22 protein-coding genes are annotated in these 19,932 nt (G+C 43.5%); 11 read left to right on the top strand and 11 right to left on the bottom strand.

Features of this window, described 5'->3' with window-relative positions; translation table 11 throughout:
* Positions 1 to 58: 58 nt before the first annotated feature.
* Both ruvA and B0I21_RS03390 read left to right on the top strand, forming a co-directional pair.
* A complete protein-coding gene (gene ruvA / locus B0I21_RS03395) occupies positions 59 to 643 on the top strand; it encodes a Holliday junction branch migration protein RuvA (RefSeq protein WP_133639079.1) in 585 nt (194 codons plus the stop codon).
* Between the two features lie 123 nt (positions 644 to 766).
* Positions 767 to 1,246: a GAF domain-containing protein gene (locus B0I21_RS03390; protein WP_133639078.1), complete on the top strand. Its 480-nt coding sequence runs from the start codon at positions 767 to 769 to the stop codon at positions 1,244 to 1,246.
* Between the two features lie 267 nt (positions 1,247 to 1,513).
* On the opposite strand, the gene B0I21_RS03385 is transcribed toward B0I21_RS03390, so the two are convergent.
* From B0I21_RS03385 to B0I21_RS03335, 11 genes are all read right to left on the bottom strand, one after another.
* On the bottom strand, positions 1,514 to 2,428 hold the full coding sequence (locus tag B0I21_RS03385; protein ID WP_133639077.1) for a WD40 repeat domain-containing protein: 915 nt from the start codon (positions 2,426 to 2,428) through the stop codon (positions 1,514 to 1,516).
* A 56-nt stretch (positions 2,429 to 2,484) separates the two neighbouring features.
* Positions 2,485 to 3,069 carry a bifunctional phosphoribosyl-AMP cyclohydrolase/phosphoribosyl-ATP diphosphatase HisIE gene (hisIE, locus tag B0I21_RS03380; RefSeq protein ID WP_133639076.1) on the bottom strand — a complete coding sequence of 195 codons (585 nt, stop codon included), beginning with the start codon at positions 3,067 to 3,069 and terminating at the stop codon, positions 2,485 to 2,487.
* 137 nt (positions 3,070 to 3,206) lie between these two features.
* Positions 3,207 to 3,959 (bottom strand): imidazole glycerol phosphate synthase subunit HisF, encoded by a 753-nt coding sequence (gene hisF, locus B0I21_RS03375; protein WP_133639075.1) that lies wholly within the window; start codon positions 3,957 to 3,959, stop codon positions 3,207 to 3,209.
* Position 3,960: 1 nt separating this feature from the next.
* Complete coding sequence (locus B0I21_RS03370; RefSeq protein ID WP_133639074.1) at positions 3,961 to 4,713, bottom strand: 1-(5-phosphoribosyl)-5-[(5-phosphoribosylamino)methylideneamino]imidazole-4-carboxamide isomerase; 753 nt, start codon at positions 4,711 to 4,713, stop codon at positions 3,961 to 3,963.
* Positions 4,714 to 4,908: 195 nt separating this feature from the next.
* Positions 4,909 to 5,499 carry an imidazole glycerol phosphate synthase subunit HisH gene (gene hisH / locus B0I21_RS03365; RefSeq protein ID WP_133639073.1) on the bottom strand — a complete coding sequence of 197 codons (591 nt, stop codon included), beginning with the start codon at positions 5,497 to 5,499 and terminating at the stop codon, positions 4,909 to 4,911.
* A 151-nt stretch (positions 5,500 to 5,650) separates the two neighbouring features.
* On the bottom strand, positions 5,651 to 6,790 hold the full coding sequence (hisB, locus tag B0I21_RS03360; protein ID WP_133639072.1) for a bifunctional histidinol-phosphatase/imidazoleglycerol-phosphate dehydratase HisB: 1,140 nt from the start codon (positions 6,788 to 6,790) through the stop codon (positions 5,651 to 5,653).
* A gap of 54 nt (positions 6,791 to 6,844) precedes the next feature.
* Complete coding sequence (gene hisC / locus B0I21_RS03355; protein WP_133639071.1) at positions 6,845 to 7,915, bottom strand: histidinol-phosphate transaminase; 1,071 nt, start codon at positions 7,913 to 7,915, stop codon at positions 6,845 to 6,847.
* Between the two features lie 245 nt (positions 7,916 to 8,160).
* Positions 8,161 to 9,072, bottom strand: a complete 912-nt coding sequence (locus tag B0I21_RS03350) for a ribonuclease Z (RefSeq protein ID WP_133639550.1) — start codon at positions 9,070 to 9,072, stop codon at positions 8,161 to 8,163.
* 5 nt (positions 9,073 to 9,077) lie between these two features.
* On the bottom strand, positions 9,078 to 9,449 hold the full coding sequence (locus B0I21_RS03345) for an STAS domain-containing protein (RefSeq protein ID WP_133639070.1): 372 nt from the start codon (positions 9,447 to 9,449) through the stop codon (positions 9,078 to 9,080).
* A gap of 319 nt (positions 9,450 to 9,768) precedes the next feature.
* Positions 9,769 to 10,716: a phosphoribosylaminoimidazolesuccinocarboxamide synthase gene (locus B0I21_RS03340; RefSeq protein ID WP_133639069.1), complete on the bottom strand. Its 948-nt coding sequence runs from the start codon at positions 10,714 to 10,716 to the stop codon at positions 9,769 to 9,771.
* A gap of 32 nt (positions 10,717 to 10,748) precedes the next feature.
* On the bottom strand, positions 10,749 to 11,705 hold the full coding sequence (locus B0I21_RS03335) for a PhoH family protein (RefSeq protein ID WP_133639068.1): 957 nt from the start codon (positions 11,703 to 11,705) through the stop codon (positions 10,749 to 10,751).
* A gap of 279 nt (positions 11,706 to 11,984) precedes the next feature.
* Here B0I21_RS03335 and B0I21_RS03330 point away from each other — a divergent pair, with 279 nt between their 5' ends.
* The 9 genes from B0I21_RS03330 to B0I21_RS03290 all read left to right on the top strand — a co-directional run bounded on the left by B0I21_RS03330 (position 11,985) and on the right by B0I21_RS03290 (position 19,928).
* Positions 11,985 to 12,779, top strand: coding sequence for an SAM hydrolase/SAM-dependent halogenase family protein (locus tag B0I21_RS03330; protein WP_133639067.1), 795 nt, complete (start codon positions 11,985 to 11,987; stop codon positions 12,777 to 12,779).
* A gap of 57 nt (positions 12,780 to 12,836) precedes the next feature.
* A complete protein-coding gene (locus B0I21_RS03325; protein ID WP_133639066.1) occupies positions 12,837 to 13,388 on the top strand; it encodes a hypothetical protein in 552 nt (183 codons plus the stop codon).
* A gap of 51 nt (positions 13,389 to 13,439) precedes the next feature.
* The gene (locus tag B0I21_RS03320) at positions 13,440 to 15,275 is read left to right on the top strand and encodes an ABC transporter ATP-binding protein (protein WP_133639065.1); all 1,836 of its coding nucleotides are present in this window, start codon (positions 13,440 to 13,442) and stop codon (positions 15,273 to 15,275) included.
* A gap of 94 nt (positions 15,276 to 15,369) precedes the next feature.
* Positions 15,370 to 15,747: a hypothetical protein gene (locus B0I21_RS03315; protein WP_133639064.1), complete on the top strand. Its 378-nt coding sequence runs from the start codon at positions 15,370 to 15,372 to the stop codon at positions 15,745 to 15,747.
* A 61-nt stretch (positions 15,748 to 15,808) separates the two neighbouring features.
* The gene (locus tag B0I21_RS03310; protein WP_133639063.1) at positions 15,809 to 16,468 is read left to right on the top strand and encodes a heme exporter protein CcmB; all 660 of its coding nucleotides are present in this window, start codon (positions 15,809 to 15,811) and stop codon (positions 16,466 to 16,468) included.
* Positions 16,469 to 16,484: 16 nt separating this feature from the next.
* A complete protein-coding gene (gene ccsA / locus B0I21_RS03305) occupies positions 16,485 to 17,150 on the top strand; it encodes a cytochrome c biogenesis protein (protein WP_133639062.1) in 666 nt (221 codons plus the stop codon).
* Between the two features lie 38 nt (positions 17,151 to 17,188).
* Complete coding sequence (locus B0I21_RS03300; protein ID WP_133639061.1) at positions 17,189 to 17,386, top strand: CcmD family protein; 198 nt, start codon at positions 17,189 to 17,191, stop codon at positions 17,384 to 17,386.
* Between the two features lie 22 nt (positions 17,387 to 17,408).
* Entirely contained in the window at positions 17,409 to 18,392 is a 984-nt protein-coding gene (locus tag B0I21_RS03295; RefSeq protein WP_133639060.1) for a DUF6427 family protein, read from the top strand.
* Positions 18,393 to 18,599: 207 nt separating this feature from the next.
* A complete protein-coding gene (locus B0I21_RS03290) occupies positions 18,600 to 19,928 on the top strand; it encodes a hypothetical protein (RefSeq protein ID WP_133639059.1) in 1,329 nt (442 codons plus the stop codon).
* The last annotated feature ends 4 nt before the right edge of the window (positions 19,929 to 19,932 follow it).

Raw genomic sequence — 19,932 nt, 5'->3', positions numbered from 1 at the left:
TTTCAATTTTGACTTTTGACTTTACTGTTTAATTTTTACTTTTTACTTTTCAATTCTTATGTACGATTATCTCAGTGGAAAGTTAGTGTTTAAAGCACCTACACATGTTATTTTGGATGTTGCAGGGGTAGGGTACCATGTCCATATATCACTAACCACGTTTTCACAGGTCAAAGATCTGGAAAACTGCAAGTTATATATTTCTTTTCAGGTACGAGAAGATGCGCACACGCTTTATGGTTTTGCGACAGAAGGCGAACGTCAATTGTTCAATCACCTGATTTCGGTATCTGGTATCGGTCCCAATACGGGAAGAATGATGCTATCGTCGATTTCTCCTGAAGAAATACAAGCTGCTATTATTAACGGGCAGGTACAGGTAATCCAAAAAATAAAAGGTATTGGCCCCAAATCGGCACAACGTGTAATTTTGGAACTTCAGGATAAATTGAAAAAACAAGGTCCTGATGCATTGATTCCGCTTCCAGCAGCAAAATTGTCCATTACGGAAGAAGCCCTTACGGCCTTGGTGATGCTTGGTTTTGGAAAACCACAAGCTGAAAAAGTCTTAAACAGCTTAATTGGGGCAGAACCTACCCTGACGGTAGAAGCTTTAATCAAAGCTGCGTTGAAACGTCTTTAGGATTTTTAGTCTACATTTTCCTTGGCGCTATCGAGTTGGAGCCGTTTTTGAAACAACTTAACCGGCCGATGACACGCATTCACTGGCATACGCTTATTTTTGTCTACAATAAATTCACATGACATGGCTGAAGATTTAACGATTGGAACAGGTACGAAAAAAGAACAGTACGAGCTGTTGACCAAACAGATTCGTGCATTACTAGCGGGAGAGGATGATCTCATTGCGAATATGGCCAATGTCGCTGCTGCTCTTAACGAACAATTTAAATTTTGGTGGGTGGGCTTTTACATCGTCAAAGCAGAGCAACTTGTTTTGGGCCCCTTTCAAGGCCCTGTCGCCTGTACACGCATAGGCTATGGAAAAGGTGTCTGTGGCACCGCTTGGGAGCGTCAAGAAACCATTATCGTTCCCGATGTGGATGCTTTTCCCGGTCATATAGCCTGTAGCTCGCTCTCCAAATCGGAAATTGTGGTTCCGGTTTTTAAGGATATGCATTGCATAGCTGTATTAGACGTTGACAGCGAGCATATCAATTATTTTGATGAAGTAGATCAATATTACCTTGAGGAAATCGCTAAATTGGTAGTGGGTAATGTGTAGTGCGTAGTGAGTATTGGGTAATGAGTGATGCGTAGTGAGTATTGGGTAATGTGTAGTGCGTAGTGAGTATTGGGTAATGAGTGATGCGTAGTAAGGATCTACATTGAGCTCAAAACAAATGCACCTACCCCCTATTAAGCGATATGTCGCATCGAAAGCTTTGCAGTATGTAGACAATTACCAAAGTACTTCCCCTCCTTGCAAAGGTTTCAAGCGACGGGGTTTTGCGTACTTTTGCCCCTCAAAAGTACGGCCGTGTCCTGGCAACTACCTACTAACTAACGAGACATCCCAGATCTTAATCAATTTATCATCTCCAGCTGTGACCAGTTGGTCTCCATGCCATATGGCCGTATTAATAGAAAGCCGATGGCTATCATAGCCTCTGTCCAAACTAATATTTTTTAGTAGGGCAAGCGTGGCACTGTCCCAAATTTTTATTGACTTGTCGCGACTTACCGTCGCAATGACAGGTAAATGTGGGTGCGGCAAGATGCTATACACCGTAAACAAATGCGGCGTTAACTCCCGCACTTCACTAAGATCTTTCTTTTGCAGCTGATATAACTTTGCATCCCGCCCCCCAGAATACAAGTGCAGATCAGTAACCGCCAAAGCGGTCACCGGCATGGTATGAACTTTCCGCTTTTCAATTTCCTTGAAATCCGCGAGATCATATAAATAGATATATCCATCTTTATCGCCGAATACGAGTTGTTTGGCGCTGGGGTACGGTTGTATGGTCCGTACCGTTGTCGAAGACACGCGAAAACGGTATAGCAGATCAAAGCTATCCATCGACCACACATAAGCCACACCCTCTTCGCCAATGGCGACAATTTCACGCTTCTCGGCCAAGGTCTGCACAGCGAATACAGCACCTCTTTCCACGGTCAGTTTTTTGACAAGCTGTTGTTTAGCCACATCCACACACCAAAGCTCACCATTACGCATCCCCACCAGCAACATCGATAATTCAGGAATCAAATGTAAGCAGTATACCGACGCAGGAACCGCGGACACAATACGCTTAAACGTCCCTGTTTTCAAGTCCCACTCGACAACACCCTTGTCATTTCCTGCGCTGAAAATGCTGGAGCCATCTAACCCTGCGGCGAGTGCGAAAATGGGATTTTGATGCCCAGGTAACGTTGTTTTTAAAGAGATATCTAGTGTATACATAAAAAAAGTGCTGCACAAATATACAGCACTTCAAGAGGTTTTATGTCATTAGAAAGCTATTGATGTCGGCTTTCCAGATTTTTTGCTAAGGTATTTAAGTCAAGGCCCTTTTCTCGTATCAATACGATTAAATGAAAGAGCAGATCAGAAGATTCATTGATAAAGTCGTGCTCCGTTTCTGCAAGCGCAGCTATGACCGTCTCGACAGCCTCTTCGCCCACTTTTTGCGCGATTTTATTGATTCCTTTATTGCGTAAACTGTTCACATAAGATGAGTCCTGAGGGACGTCGTAGCGCTTCTGGACGATGCGCTCTAGCTCCAAAATAAAGTTTTGATTGTAGTCGGTTTGAAAACAACTACGGGCTCCTGTATGGCAGGTTGGGCCAGCGGGCTGTACTTTCAGCAGGAGGGTATCTTGGTCGCAATCGATATGGAAGGATACAAGCGACAGGAAATTACCGCTCTCTTCCCCCTTGGTCCACAACCGGTTTTTGCTTCGGGAGTAAAACGTTACGCGCCCTTCCCTTTGGGTTTTTTCCCACGCCTCTTCGTTCATGTAACCAAGCATCAGTACCTCCAATGTTTGGCTATCCTGAATAATTACGGGAACTAAACCGTCTCCCTTTTCAAAATCTAGCATGTTAAAAATTCAAAAGTAAAAAGTAAAAATTCAAAAGTGAAAATTCAAAAGTAAAAAGTAAAAATTCAAAAGTGAAAATTCAAAAGTTAAAAGTTAAAAGTTAAAAACCATATCAAGGTACATAACTCCAAACTACGTTATCTGACGACTATTCCTTCGTTATGCAAGGCTTCTTTCAAATCGGGAATCAAGATCTCGCCATAGTGAAAAACGGAGGCGGCGAGTGCAGCATCCACATTCGCTTGTTTAAATGTGTCTATAAAATGTTGTACGTTGCCTGCACCGCCAGATGCGATCAACGGGATATGAATACGCTCGTTAATGGCTTTTAAAAAACCATTATCAAAGCCATTTTTCGTTCCATCATGATCCATAGAAGTGAGCAAAATTTCACCAGCGCCCCGATCCTGAGCCTCTACTATCCATTCCGATGTATCGATATCCGTTTTATCGCGTCCACCGCGTAAATGCACAAAATTTCCTCCCTCTACATAGCGAGTGTCTACGGCAATCACAACAAACTGCCTACCGAAGGCGTTAGCCAGCTCGTTTATCAGCTCGGGTCGTCTTACCGCAGCAGAATTTATCGAAATCTTATCTGCGCCGGCATTTAGCAGGATTTCTGCATCCCTAAGCTCGTTAATACCGCCGCCTATTGTAAACGGAATATTGACCTGACGGGCAACAGACTTAACAAGTTCTATTGTCGTTTTACGCTTTTCATGGGTCGCCGTTATGTCTAAAAAGACGAGCTCATCTGCCCCTTGCTGGGAATATTCCCATGCGAGTTCCACAGGATCACCAGCATCACGTAGATCGACAAAATTTACCCCCTTTACCGTTCGTCCATCTTTGACATCAAGGCAGGGGATGATGCGCTTAGCTAACATATTAAAAGTTAATGAGCGATTTCAGGTTCCAGTCCTTAATTTCCTCTATTGTGATCTTATTTTCATAAATCGCTTTTCCGACCACGCAAGATTCCATTCTGCCCAGATCATTCAATACACGGATATCATCCATAGAGCTAATTCCACCAGACCCAATCAATTTAATGATAGGAGAATGATCCAATAGTTTTTGGTAAAGCTCTACACCGGCACCGCCCAATTTCCCGTCTTTGCTAATGTCAGTACATAAAAAACGGAAAAATCCTAATGCTAAGCACTTATCAATGTATTCGATGAGCTTGATAGGAGAACTTTCTAACCATCCCGAATATTTTATGACTTCATCCAGCACGTCAATGGCTATAACAATGTGATCAGCGTATTTTACACGGCCTTCGTTGAGTTTGCTCAGATCTTCTAAAAATGTAGGATTGGTAATAGCTTGTGTACCAACGATAACCCGGTAGATACCCGCGTCGACAAGCTCTTTTACCTTATCTATGCTCCGTACACCACCGCCATACTGCACCTTCATATCTGTCTTCTGAATGATTTCAAAGAGGTATTCTTGGTTACTAAAGTCTCCCTTTGCGCCATTCAAATCAATGATATGTACAATTTCGGTACCGTTGGCGTGGTATTTCTCGATCTGCTCTTCCAACGAAATTTCATACGTGGTGACATCGTCATAATTACCTTCTCTTAAACGGACAACCTTCTTGTCCAAAACATCAATTGCAGGTATGATATACATAGTTAAGTAGTAAGTTAAAAATCTAAACAAGTAAAAATTGAAAAGTCAGAAGTAATACGTCAAAAACTAATAAAGTGATGTCTTACGGGCATTACAACTTAAGACTCAAAAATTAAAATTAAAAAATGTAAATAACAAAGGCTCCTTTTCAAATTGAAATACAGCTTCTAAAGATATTAAAAAACAACCATATACCTACAGCTTAGCAAAATTTAAGAGCAATTGCTCGCCCACTTTTCCAGATTTCTCCGGGTGAAACTGCACGCCAAAAAAGTTATCTCGCTGTATCGCGGCTGAAAAATCGATCCCATATTGACAATGTGCAGCCGAAAATACAGGGTCTGACTCAATAAAGTAAGAATGAACGAAATACACGTAACTTCCATCGGGAATATGATGAAATAACGCACTATTACCGTTAGGCGAGATACTATTCCACCCCATATGAGGAACTTTCTCTTCCATACGCTTGTCAAAATGCAATGTATTCAAGGGAATAAGATTGAGTAGATCCGCATTTCCCTCCTCCGAATAAGCCGTTAGTAGTTGCATTCCCACACAAATCCCTAAAACTGGCTTCTTGAGCGCCACAATATGCTCCACAAGGCCAGACTCTTTTAGTTTTTGCATCGCCGCCCCCGCGTGCCCTACTCCCGGAATGATGATGTGATCATACTTCTGGAAATCCTGCGCTTCATTGATCATTCCGTAAAGCAGCCCTACGCGATCTAAAGCTGCCGTCAAAGAAAATATATTCCCGGCGCCGTAATTGACTATTCCTATCATGTTGTTCGTACTGGGTATAGCGTAGTAAATATAGCGTGTAGCGTATTTATTTTTTTAGTGCCTATACGCTAACCATATCATCCTTACACCTTTCAACCCGTTATCTTTGTAACCTTTATAAATGGCAATATGGTCATATATCATACCAAAATTACAGAACACCTTTTGTACTAGGCAACTGCATATTCTCTGCATCTCGCCGCACGGCCTTTTTTATAGATTTGGCGAATGCTTTGAAAATTGCTTCGATCTTATGGTGTTCATTATCGCCTTCGGCTTTAATATTGAGATTGGACTTTGAAGCGTCGGAAAAGGATTTAAAGAAATGAAAAAACATCTCGGTAGGCATATCACCTATCTTTTCCCTATTAAATGTCGCATCCCACACGATCCAATTTCTGCCACCAAAGTCTATGGCCACCTGAGCTAAGCAGTCGTCCATCGGCAATGTATATGCATAGCGTTCAATACCTCGCTTGTCACCAAGAACCTGCAGAAATATTTCACCAAGCGCGATGCCTGTATCTTCAATGGTATGGTGTTCATCGATATGCAGGTCGCCCTTGGCTTTCACGGTCAGATCGATGGCACCGTGTCTTGCAATCTGATCCAACATATGATCAAAAAACGGCAACCCCGTGTCTATAGACGATTTACCAGAACCGTCCAAGTTCAGTTCGATAAAGATATCGGTTTCGTTTGTCTTCCGCCGATGCTCGCCTGTTCGCGTTTTTAGCTTCAAAAACTCATAAATCGATTTCCAATCGCCACTCTCCAGAGCCACCACATCTGCATTGTGTATCAAATTCTCTGCTTTTCCCAACGCGTCATTATTACGCAACCATATGGCGCGCGCGCCAAGGTTTTCGGCCAACTTGACGTCATTCAAACGATCGCCAATAACAAATGATTCGGCCAAGTTATAACGCTCGACGTTAAAGTATTCCTGCAACATTCCAACACCGGGCTTACGTGTCAATGCATTTTCATGTGGAAAAGTTCGGTCGATATGTTCTTTGGCAAATATCACACCCTCGCCAGCAAAGGTATCAACGATAAAGTTGTGCACAGGCCAAAAGTTGGCTTCCGGATGAGAATCTGTTCCTAAACCATCTTGATTAGAAACAAGAATAAGCTCAAAATCCAACTCTTTTGCAATCCGTGGAAGGTACTGCAGCGCGCCGGGATAGAACTTTAGTTTCGCAAAAGAATCAATCTGCTCGTCTTCTGGCTCCGTAATCAAGGTACCATCTCGATCGATAAATAACACGCGTTTTAATAATTCAGACATACAAGTTATCGGGTATTAAACGGCCCTCTTCTATGCAAGGAGGGCCTTATTTTTTTAATCTACAGTATTGTTGTAAAATGCACAAACAGATTGGTATAGCAGCGCATTTTCATTGGGTGTGCCTATTGTAAAACGTAAACAGCCTTCACAAAGCTCCACTTTCGAGCGATCGCGCACAATAATCCCGCGATCCACCAGATAAGTATAGAGCTGGCGCGGCTCTTGCAATTTTACCAAAATAAAATTCGCGTCGGAAGGCGTAACATGCTCAACCTGCGGCAGCTCGGCCAACAACGCTGAAAGCTCATCACGTTCCACGACAATATTCTTGATCCAACCATTTACCTGCTCTATGCCTGATAAGGCTTCGAGAACAATCTCCTGCGTCGCCTGGTTGATGTTGTAAGGTGGCTTTATTTTGTTAAAAACCGTGATAATGTCTTTGCTGGCGAATGCCATACCAAGACGCAAGGCAGCAAGTCCCCAAGCTTTCGACAGCGTCTGTAAAACCACCATGTTAGGGAATTCGTGAAGCGCCTGTGCGAAGGATGGCTGTTTCGAGAAGTTGATATACGCTTCATCAATCACCACAATACCGTCAAAGTTTACCAGTATCGTTTCAATATCCTGCCGATTGATGCTATTGCCTGTTGGATTATTTGGTGAACAGATAAATATCAATTTGGTATGTGCATCAATTGCGGCAGCGATACCATCCAGATCCAGTTGATAGGACGGCGTTAAATTTACTTTCTTATAAGCGACGTTATTGATATTAGCAGATACCTCATACATACCATATGTCGGCGGCACCAAGATCACATTATCGCGGCCTGGCTCGCAGAAAGCACGAAACAAAATATCAATAGCCTCGTCGCTGCCATTTCCTAAAAAGGTGTGCTCGGCCGGCACGCCTTTTATCTGGTAAAGTTTTTCTTTCAAATGATGTTGGAGCGGATCCGGATAGCGGTTATAGTTTTTCGAGTACGGCGACCCAAAAGCATTTTCATTAGCATCCAATAAAACAGATGCCTCCCCTTGAAATTCATCGCGTGCGGATGAATAGGGCACTAATTTCCGAATATTATCCCTCAGTAGAGCGTCCAGGTTGAAAGACTCTTTCATAATTGTTTTGTTGAGCGTGTAAACTTAGATAATTTGTTCAGGTCTACAAAATTATTATGCTGACGAAAAACTAAATTTTCCAGTTTATTATGTAACTAATATCCTACAATAAGGAGCATGGGTTTTATTTTGACTGTTTCCCAGATTTTGATGATCACGCATCGACGAAGTACCCCCACGCCTGACGTTCGGTAGCGCAATAAAATAGAGCTATCAGGAAAAGGGTCAGCACAGTACGCTGAACATTACACCGTAAACCATTTTCCTTCTTCCGAGAGGGCCGTATTGGGAAAAATTGCTTGGCTTTCGTCCAGCAAGGGCTGCAAATCTCTATAGCGTGCCGAATAATGCCCTAAAAGGAGTCGCTGCGCATGAACTTCTTTTGCCACTTCTGCAGCCTCCTTGCTTGTGGTGTGAAAAGTTTCTTTGGCGCGGTCTACCATATCATGCAGAAAAGTCGATTCATGGTAAAGAAGGTTTACATCGCGTATCGCGTCGAAGTAAGCATCGCTCATAACGGTATCCGAACAATAGGCATAGCTACGCGGTTTATCTCCGGGTAGCGTGAGATCAGCAGCTTTATAGACCACCCCTTTTTTATCTACACAGTCGACACCCCTTTTCAGAAGCTTCAAAAAAGCGGTTGGCACCTTCTGCTTTTCCACCTCTTCGACGTTTAGCGTAGCCGGTCTTTTGCCTTCGTCAAACCGAAATCCGGTACATGCTATGCGGTGCTGCAGCGGAAAAGTGCTTACTTTTAGGCTTGGAAGATCTAAAATAACTGCCCTTTCACCAGGGTTCGTCGGATGGAAAATAAGGTTGTACCGCAATCGTGTATCCGAATGCTTAAATTGCAAATCCAGAATCTCCTTTAAGGGAGCGGGACCAAACAGATGCAGATCAGCTTGGCGGCCCATCAAATGTTGAGACGACAAAAGCCCTACCAGTCCTAGATAATGATCGCCATGCAGATGGCTGATGAAGATATGGCTAATCCTGGTGCTGCGAATGCCATAGCGGAACAATTGCATCTGTGTGCCTTCACCACAATCAATCAAAAACAGCTGTTCGTTGAAATTGAGAATTTGGGACGTTGGATGGCGACCGTACATAGGTGTTGCCGAGCTATTGCCCAAAATCAAAACTTCAAATCTCACCATAGCTATTCTCCCCTTAAATCTAATCTGATTTCGTTACCGAAAATCATGTCTTCAGCCTTCGCAACGGAAGACGCTGTTTTAAAATACCCTTCCAGGTTTGTGATCTTCAACAAGTCCGTGAGTCGCTTGTTTAATCCCGTTAGGATAAACAGCCCGCCAGACGCCTTGCACAACCTCCGCGCAAGTAGCCCCATCCGGATACCATCTTCGTCGGCGTCTTGCACATGGCAAAGGTTGAGTACAATATTGCGTTGCCCGCCCGTATTGCGAAGCATAAACTCCCCTTTTAAGTTTGCTGCCGCCTCACCGTTAAGAAAGTCTGTTAACGGTTCGATAACGACATAACGTTCGTGTTTGTCAACTGTGAACTTCATATATATCTAATTTTTATAAGACCTGTGTTTTCAACCATCGTGAAAACACGATAACAAAGGTTAGAAGTCGTCTAAAAGGACGTTTAAATACGGAAAAAGCCTCACGGTGATGGCGATTGACGACTGCCGAAGACAGCTTCTAAGGTACTGCAACTCACAGCGCTAAGCGTGAGCTTGAAGGACCAAAACACGAATCTGCACTCTCAAACATGAAGATTGGTTTCCTACGCAGACGTCGTCCCTCCTTCCCGCAATGATTTTCAGGTATTGCTTTTAGACGCTTCTTCTACTATATTTTGGTCTACTGGAGACCTTCGTGTTAAACAATCTCCTGCAAGGCTTGCTGCACGTTGTTCTCCACGCGCGACAGAACTTCACCCGCTTCCGGATAGATAAATTTCTCACCGGCAATATGCTCGTAAAGCTCGATATACCTTTCCGAGATCGAATGAACAATGTCATCGGTCATCTCTGGGATATGCTGCCCGTCTTTGCCTTGGAAACCATTTTCAATCAACCACTGACGAACAAATTCCTTTGATAACTGCTTTTGCGGCTTTGCCTGTTCTTGCCTTTCTTCGTAACCCTCTGCATAGAAGTAACGGGAAGAGTCCGGTGTATGTATTTCATCCATCAAACAGATCTCGCCATCCTTTTTACCAAATTCATACTTTGTGTCCACTAAAATTAAGCCGCGTTGAGCAGCTATTTCCGTACCCCGCTTAAAAAGTGCCTGCGTGTAAGCTTCCAATTGTACATAATCGTCCTCGCTCACAATCCCTTGTGCAATTATTTCTTCGCGTGAGATGTCTTCGTCATGTCCTACCGCTGCTTTCGTCGTCGGCGTGATTATCGGTTCAGGCAGCTTGTCGTTTTCGCGTAGGCCTTCTGGCAATAAAACACCGCAAAGCTCCCTACCACCTTCTCTGTAAGTACGCCATGCATGCCCGGCTAAGTATCCACGAATAACCATCTCTACTTTAAATGGCTCGCATTTCTTCCCGATCGTTACACTAGGATCAGGCACGGACACCACCCAGTTCGGCAAAATATCGGCCGTAGCCTCTAAAAATTTGGCAGCGATCTGATTCAGCACTTGCCCTTTGTATGGAATAGCTCTTGGAAGAACGACGTCAAAGGCCGATATACGATCCGACGCAACCATCACTAAATACTCATCCGCAATGGTATATACATCACGAACCTTCCCTCTGTAAAAGGCAGTTTGCCCTTCAAAATTAAAATTTGTCTCGTTTATTGCATTCATATGTACTCGTGCGATGCACGTTTCATGATTTCTTAAATATCCCCGTAAGCTTCTAGAATTCGTCTTACTAGTTTGTGCCTAACCACGTCTGCTCCGCTTAAATGAATGATCTCAATCCCTTCGATACTATCCAGTAGCTTTACGGCTGTCGCCAGGCCTGATTGTGTTTTTTTCGGCAAATCGATTTGCGTCAAATCACCGGTTACTATAAATTTTGCTGTTGGCCCCATACGTGTCAAAAACATTTTCAGCTGCATGTCAGTGGCATTTTGCGCCTCATCTAAAATCACAAAACAGTTATCCAAAGTCCGGCCACGCATAAAGGCCAGCGGCGCTACTTCGATCACCCGGCGCTCCAGATAGTCTTTAAGCTTGTCAGCAGGAATCATATCATCCAGCGCATCATACAGCGGCCGTAGATAAGGATCAACTTTTTCTTTCAGGTCGCCGGGTAAAAAGCCTAGATTCTCGCCTGCTTCTACTGCAGGCCGTGTTAAAATAATACGTTTTATTTCTTTATTACGCAAGGCGCGTACCGCTAGCGCCACAGCGGTGTAGGTCTTTCCGGTACCGGCAGGGCCTATCGCAAAAAGGATATCATTTTTGATGATACTATCCACCATACGGCGTTGGTTTGCCGTGCGCGCCCGAACGATCAACCCATTGGGTCCATATACAATCGGCTCGCCGCGAAAACCTGTAGGTTCCACTACATCCTTTTTATCGGGTTTACCGTGAACAACACCAACTAAGTCTTCCAATGCGTTGGAATTTAAAGATTGGAATTGTTCGATATGGTTCAGAATACGTTGAAACACTTCCTTGAAGCGAACCTGTTCAGACTCCTCCCCCAACACTTTCAGTTCATTTCCCCGAGCGACCAAGCGAAGTTTTGGAAAACCTTTCTTAACCAATTCAAAGTGCTCATTTTGGGCGCCCCATAACGTCATCAGATTGACGTCATCCAATTGTATCAATACCTCGTTCAAATGTAGTTCGTTTTAAATATCTGTAATAAATATAACTGTTTTTCACGGTAATCGCGCAACATCTACATCCAACTTTTTATAATCAGCTGTTACGAAACATGTTAATACACCAAAAATACAAACTATTATCATCTATTCGCCTGAGGTGCGAAAAAAAGGACAATTTACAATCTTAAAAAACTTTATTGCACTTTCTTTTATTACTTTTGTAGTCCCTTTTTTGGCAGAAAGGCATTCACCATTTTTCTTTAACTTTTTAGTATCTTGAAGAGGTACACTATGGGAGTAATAACGCTAACAACAGATCTTGGACATCGCGACTTCTATCAAGCAGCCTTGAAAGGCAGCATTATATCGCAATTACCCGATGTACGCTTGGTGGATATCACACATGAGATTCCTTCTTTCGATATTCAGCGCGCTGCTGTCGTCTTGCGAAATGCCTTCCATTATTTTCCAAATGGCACCGTACACCTTATCGGCATTGACACGGTCTTTCAGGAGGGCGCACACTATACCATGATGAAATTCGAAAATCACTTCTTTGTTGGTGCTGACAACGGCATATTCTCGATCATCCTGGGCGATAAAGATCCGGAGGAACTTTTTGAGATTGATATTATGCAAGATCTTCGCTACCTTCATTTCCCGTTGGCAGACATCTTAACGAAGGCGGCATGCCACATTGCTAAAGGCGGCGAGCTATCCGCGATAGGGCAGCCTATTGAAAAACCGTTAAAGAAAGTGATGATACAGCCATTGGTCGATCACAGTACAATCAAAGGGCATGTTTCTTATATTGACTCTTTCGGCAATGTAATCAGCAATATCAGTAAAGAACTGTTCAATGATGTGCAAAACGGGCGCGGTTTTAAACTTCACTTTAAACGAAATGAAACAATAAACCGCTTAAGCTGGCACTACAACGAGGTGCCAGAAGGTGAAAAGCTCTGCCTGTTTGGCATTAGTAATTTCCTGGAAATAGCCATAAACAAAGGGCACGCCAGCCGGCTACTGGGCTTACATCAAGATGAAATCATCATGATTGAGTTTTTGGACAATCAACGTCGTTAATCTTTTTCTGAAGCCGTAAGCCAACTGGTCTTTAGAAGATATAATTCAAAAACGAAAATGAAAAGAATAGCACCGTTATTAGTTGTATTTGTTTTGCAGTTTTCCGCGCTTTCGCTGTTTGCACAAAACGACAGTGACTCCGTTAATTATGAGCAACAGCGGCTACGTGTCAACCAGCTGTTAGATCAACGAAGCGCTAGGTTTGGAGCGTATGACGAGAGCATCACCAAAAAAACCGGAATCTTCGGAATCTTCAAAACGAAGAAAGATATGCAGAAGTCTATCGATATCCTCAAGGAAATCGTGATCACCGACAACAACATCTTTGTTGAGACTAAACGTTTGCTCGACTTGAAGGATTACGAAAGCAATAGGCACGCCGCGCTAGCGAATGAATATGACAAGCAAGTATCGGCCTACATGAAAACGATCACCAAGCTGCAAGACGAAAACGACAAGCTCCGCCAACAGGTGGGCACGCTGGATCAAAATGATCAACAAAGCAACTTTCTTGTCTACCTTTTGATCGCCATTATTGGGGTCCTCGCCGTTGTTATCTATTCCCTCTACCAGCGACGAGTTAAGCACAAAAATTTGACGCAACACTGATAAGCCGAGATGAAGAATACCGTATTTTTGTTGGCAAAATTAAAGTAAAGGATGGCCAGAGCGCGATTGAACAGTGGGAATACCCAGTCGGAAGATTTACCCAAACCCAAGCTAAACAAAGATTTACTGAAAAAAGCTTCAAAAATTTTCTCGTACCTCCGTCCCTATCGTGGCAAATTTGTGTTGGGAATGGTTTTCTTGACCTTATCAAGCTTAACGATGCTAACCTTCCCTGCTCTTTTAGGCGCCATGATTGATGCTGCACAGGGCCGACAAACGTACCCCTGGTTACCAGCAGAGGTGCTGTACATTGGCGCCATATCTATGGTGATCTTGCTTTTCCAATCCATTGTTTCTTTTGGTCGTATTCGGCTTTTCGTCGAAATTGCGGAAAAAGCGCTGTCAAACATCCGTAAAGACACCTACCATAAGCTCATTACTTTACCTATCGAATTTTTTTCTAACCGTCGAGTGGGCGAATTGAACAGCCGCTTATCCGCCGATTTGGCACAAATACAAGATACGCTAACGACCACGTTGGCAGAAATTTTACGTCAAAGCATCAGTCTATCTTTTGGCGTATGCTTGTTGGTTTTTGTATCACCCAAACTAGCCTTGATGAACTTGTGTATTTTACCGATCATCGTGGTGGCAGCTATATTTTTCGGGCGTTTCATTCGTAACCTATCCAGACAAGCGCAAGACCAGCTTGCCGATTCCAATAGCATTGTGCAGGAGACGTTACTAGGAATTAGCAACGTGAAAGCATTTGTTAATGAATACTATGAAACCAAGCGCTATGCCGGCAAGCTCGACGCCGTTGTTGGTCTGGCGGTTCGGGGCGCCACCTACCGCGGAATGTTTGCATCTTTCATTATCTTTTGCATTTTCGGCGCTGTTATCGCCGTTATTTGGTATGGAGCTTCGCTCGTCGCCCTACACGAAATTACCGTGGGCGATCTTACGACATACATCCTTTACTCCATGTTTGTGGCTGGATCTATGGGTAGCTTTCCCGAATTGTATGCAAACATCCAACGCTCTTTAGGGGCTAGCGAGCGGGTGCTCGAGATTTTGGATGAGGAAAAGGAGGCTATTGATATTTCCGACCGTAACAAAGAAATAGATCATAAAATTTATGGTGCCTTGACATTCAACCATGTGGGCTTCACGTATCCGTCTCGCCCCGACAGCACCATATTGAAAGACATCTCGTTTCACGTAAATGCTGGGAAGAAGTTGGCGCTTGTGGGCCCTAGCGGTGCCGGAAAATCCACCATTGCATCGCTCATATTACAGTTTTATAAGGCCTCCGCCGGCAAAATTGCATACGACGGCCGAGACGCGAGCCAATTTTCACTTACCGACATTCGCAATCAAGTGGCTATTGTTCCGCAAGACGTGCTACTTTTTGGCGGCACTATCCGCGAAAACATAGGCTATGGTCGCCTCGACGCTGATGCCGAAGAGATCATTGAAGCCTCCAAACGGGCTAACGCGCACGATTTCATTATGGCATTTCCGCAGGGCTATGACACACTGGTGGGTGAACGCGGTGTAAAGCTATCTGGCGGGCAGCGCCAGCGAATCGCTATCGCGCGCGCACTGTTGAAGGATCCTGCTATTCTTATATTAGACGAGGCAACTTCCTCGTTGGATTCGGAATCCGAACGCCTTGTGCAGCTGGCTTTGGAAGAGCTGATGCGTGATCGTACGTCCATCATCATCGCGCACCGTTTAAGCACGATAAAAGATGCCGATCAAATCGCGGTGGTGGAAAACGGATGCGTGACCGAAATCGGCAACCACGTCGAGCTGATGTCGAAGGGCAGCGGACTTTATCATCATCTATACTCGCTGCAGTCTGCCAAAAAAATTATTCGTTAAAAATCTGTTAAATATATATTTAGTAAAACCTTTTCAGGATACACTTGTTTTTCTATACAAAACAGGTTATAGAAATTATAAAAAATGATGTATCATGGAAAAAAATAAGAACGGATTAGTTGCTTTCGCACTTTTAGGTTTGGCAGTTGGAACCGCTGCATATTATTTATTGGGTACGGAAGACGGAAAACGTCAGCTTGACCGTGCTAATGAAGGCGTAAAAAGCTTGACAAAATCAATCAAAGATCTTTCTAAAAAAGAAGCTAAGCGTGCAGCTAAGTTAGCTAAATCAGCAAAAGCAGATTTGGAAAACTTCAAAGATAAGGCGAAAGAAGCAGGTAAACAAGCGTTGGATTCTGCGTCAGAAAAAGCACAACAATGGTCAAGCCGAGCATCTGAAGCTGCAAACCAAGCGGGTAATAAAGCGGATGATGTTATTGCGGAAGCAAAATCAGAAATCAACAAAGCCTAAGTGCTGATTTTGGTCTGCCTACCCGTTTTCGACGTGAAGTATTCGTATCTTTGCACAGTCGATGAACACGTTACAGCAGATAAAAACATTAGTTTATAAAGATATCGTCCTCGAATGGCGCTCGAAATACGCCATCAACGGTATATTATTATACGTAGTATCTACAGTATTTGTTTGCTATCAAGCATTCAAATCTGTAGATACTTTCGTTTGGAATGCACTGTTTTGGATTATCCTGCTCTTTGCAAGCATCAACGCGATCAGCCGGAGTTTCGTGCAGGAAAGCCCACACCGGCAGCTTTATTACCACACATTGGTTAGCCCAAGAGCTGTTATTCTTTCTAAAATTATTTACAATAGCCTGGTGATGCTGGTGCTCTCCATCATCGCCTACGCTGTGTATGCCGTCACCTTTAAGCAGCCTATAGGCGATCCGCTGTTGTTCACATGCGCCGTGCTTTTGGGCAGCATCAGTTTCGCCTCGGTTTTTACGATGATTTCTGGAATCAGTGCCAAGGCTGGCAATAACAGCACCCTCATGGCTGTACTAGGTTTCCCTGTTATCATCCCCCTGCTCATCGTTCTTATTAAACTCTCCAATAATGCGCTTACGGGGTTAGATCGAGGCATCAGCAGCGGAGAGCTCGTCGTTCTTTTGGCAATTAATGTAATTACGATTACAATATCTTTGTTGTTATTTCCTTACCTTTGGCGTGATTAATTTTCAAATTTCGGACATGAGAAAATCTTGGTGGAAAATATTAGGACTTGTGATGGTTGCCTCTGCCATTGTCGCAGGATTGCTGGGACCGGTTCCTGTATTGCCTATACTTCACGAAACGATACGAAATGTTTACTTCCACGTACCGATGTGGTTTACGATGATCACGCTTTACCTGGTTTCCGTTATTTACAGTATAAAGTACCTCAGTTCAGGAAAAACATCTCACGATCTGGTTGCGGTTGAAGCCGTTAACACGGGCATTGTTTTTTGTGCAATGGGACTTTTAACGGGCATGCTTTGGGCAAATATCACCTGGGGCGAACCTTGGCCCAATGATCCGCAGTTAAACGGCTCGGCGATCGCTACGTTGATGTACCTAGCCTATCTGGTGTTACGCAACGCGTTAGAGGAAGAACAGAAACGAGCCAAAATTTCGGCCGTGTATAACATATTTGCTTTTCCTGTGATGGTTGTTCTGCTTTACATCCTGCCGAAAATGACGGACTCTCTACATCCGGGAAGTGGCGGCAACGGCACCTTTCGCGATCTGGATATGAACAGCCAAATGCGCCCTATCTTTTATACATCCGTAATGGGTTGGATACTAATTGGCGTCTGGATCTTTACTCTGCGTTATAGACTGCGCATCTTGGAAAACCGGAAAAACCAACTCGACTAGTTATTTATACAACACATCGCTCGCAAATAAAAACAACAATGAAAAATAGCATTGCCGCAATATTCCTTCTTTTGTTCCACACAACGCTCTTTGCGCAAAGTGAGATTGACATGGCTACCGGCCTGCGTAGCTCCGGTAAAATCTACGTCGTGGTACTTGTTTTGTTAACCATTTTTGCCGTGTTAGGCGTGTTTTTGTTTCTTTTAGACAGACGGATCAAAAAGCTGGAAAAATAGTATTCGCAAAAAGCGCCTGTAGATGATCATCCGCCAACATCGAAAATTTACCCCTTTTAATATTGTATCGGTATCGATCGTTGGCTTAGCCCTGTGTCTTGGTGTGTTTCTGCACCTCCCGGATAAGATTACCCCTATTCTATTTGAGCCCGCGATCAATAATCTTATTGGGATCACGTTTGGCGATAACCTGCGCCCCGGCGAAAATGTGTTCATCACGTTACTCTTGACCTTGCTTCAGGCTTTTTTCCTGAACCGCATTGTGAGCCATTTCAATTTTATGGGTAAGCCCAATTTCCTTACCGCATTGATGTATATGACATTGGTGAGCCTTTTCGCACCGTTTCTGGTTCTTTCGCCGCCCCTCATATGCAATTTTATCGCCATATGGATGCTGGGCAAGCTGTTCAACATTTACAAGCAGACCGATGTCAAAGGGCTCATGTTTGATCTCGGGATGATTGTTGCTGCCGGAAGCCTGATTTATTTCCCATTTATGTTGATGATGCTGCTCCTCTGGATCAGTCTGATCATATTCCGGGCATTCAATTGGCGTGAAATAATCACCCCGCTACTTGGATTCACGACAATCTATTTTTTATTAGGTGTTATCTACTATTGGCTGGGCCGGCTAAACGAGTTTTATGCCATTTTCGAGCCGCTGGCTTACCCATTCCCCAAAGAGTTATCACTAAATGTATACGACTATCTTGTTATCGTTCCGATTATTATCGCGCTCATTTTCTTTTTAGCGGTTCTGAAAGATCAATTTTTTAGAAGTGTGGTTCATTTGCGCAAAGCTTTCCAGCTGTTGTTTTTCATGGTGCTACTTACGTTGGGATCTTTTTATCTTAACGAGCACATCACGATCAACCACTTCCTACTCTGCGCACCGGCATTGGCAATTTACCTTGCCTACTATTTTACCCATTCTAAATCTAAATGGATTTATGAAACACTATACATCGTTATCATCGTAACGATTCTGTATTTCCAGTTTTTTTAAAAGTAATTAGATAACTAACTAAAGATTAACCGATTAACCTTTTTTAACAAATAGAACTAACGGAATAATTAAAAATTAGATAGTTTTGTATCAAATTTTGACAAAGCACGCACTTTAGTAATACCTGCCAATAGGAGGCTCCAGCAAAAAGGCCTAAACAAGAAACAGTGAAAGCTGGCTTTGCTAAAATGCAACACGTACACACATATGCACAGATATTTAACAGGAAGTTTTACTAAAATAGCGCTAAAATTATTTGTAGGCTTAGCCATATTTGCGGGACAAGAGAGTTATGCCCAGCGATCTACATCGCATTCCCCTTACTCCCAATTTGGTTTAGGCCAGATCCGCGAAGACTTGTTTCCGCAAACACGCGCCATGGGAGGTATTTCGACCGGTGTTAAATACTTAAATGGTCTTCCTACATTAAATATTGCAAACCCGGCATCGTATTCTGGAATGAACCGGACCATTTTGGAAGCGGGGATGTACGGAAATTTCACACAACTTTCGAACAATCAAAGTAGCGACCAAACGGCGGATTTTGCTTTTAGTCACCTTGCAATTGGTGTTCCTTTAAGTAAGTATGGCGGCTTAGCATTCGGCTTAATCCCTTTCTCGGATGTAGGTTACTCCGCTACCTCGACACAGTCTCTCGACACCCTTCAATACAGAACGTCCCTATCCGGCGAAGGCGGGATAAATAAAGCTTTTTTGGGGTATGGGGTTTCGCCCATCAAGGGGTTGAGCGTAGGAGCCAACATTGGGTTTTTATTTGGTAACCTTTACGATATTACCAATGTAAGTTTCCTTAACGTGCCTAATACGTATCAGACGCAAATGACGGAAACGCGTAATATCCGTGGCGTATCCGTTGATTACGGTTTGCAATACAGCAGAGCGTTAGGCAAAAAATACAACCTGACCATTGGTTACAGCGGCGGTTTAGACAATCAGATAACAGCAAAACGGAATATGCTGGTTACCATCTCCGAAAACAATAATTTCGGAGATCCGGATTATATTGCTCCACCGTCGGACACCACGACGTCAAGGATACTGAGTAATTCTTCTATAAACCTACCGTTAAAGCATAATATAGGCTTTACCCTATCGAAAGGTTACAACTGGATGGTGGGTGCAGATTTTAAATATACAGACTGGTCAAAGTTCCAAAGTACACAAAGCCAAACACAGCTTGGAAAAGGCTATACGGTAGCTGTCGGTGGTCAGATCAAACCAGATCCGACATCGGTTAAATACTTGAATCAGGTCGATTATAGACTGGGATTTCGCTACAGTAAAACCCCACTGGTTTACCGGAACCAAAACATCAATGATATGGCCGTTACGGTTGGTTTTGGATTCCCTTTGCCAGAAACCAACTTCGGGCGTACCTTCTCCCAGATCAACATTTCTGCTGAGCTAGGCCAACAGGGTACATTAAACAACAATTTGGTACGGGAGCGCTACATCAATATCAACTTTGGTTTCACCATAAACGATTCTTGGTTTATACGTCGTAGTTTAGATTAGTCGC

The sequence above is a fragment of the Sphingobacterium paludis genome (assembly GCF_004364125.1).
Lineage (GTDB): Bacteria > Bacteroidota > Bacteroidia > Sphingobacteriales > Sphingobacteriaceae > Sphingobacterium > Sphingobacterium paludis.
The sequence above is the reverse complement of the archived record's forward strand: the minus strand, read 5'-3'. Positions and strand labels throughout refer to the sequence as shown.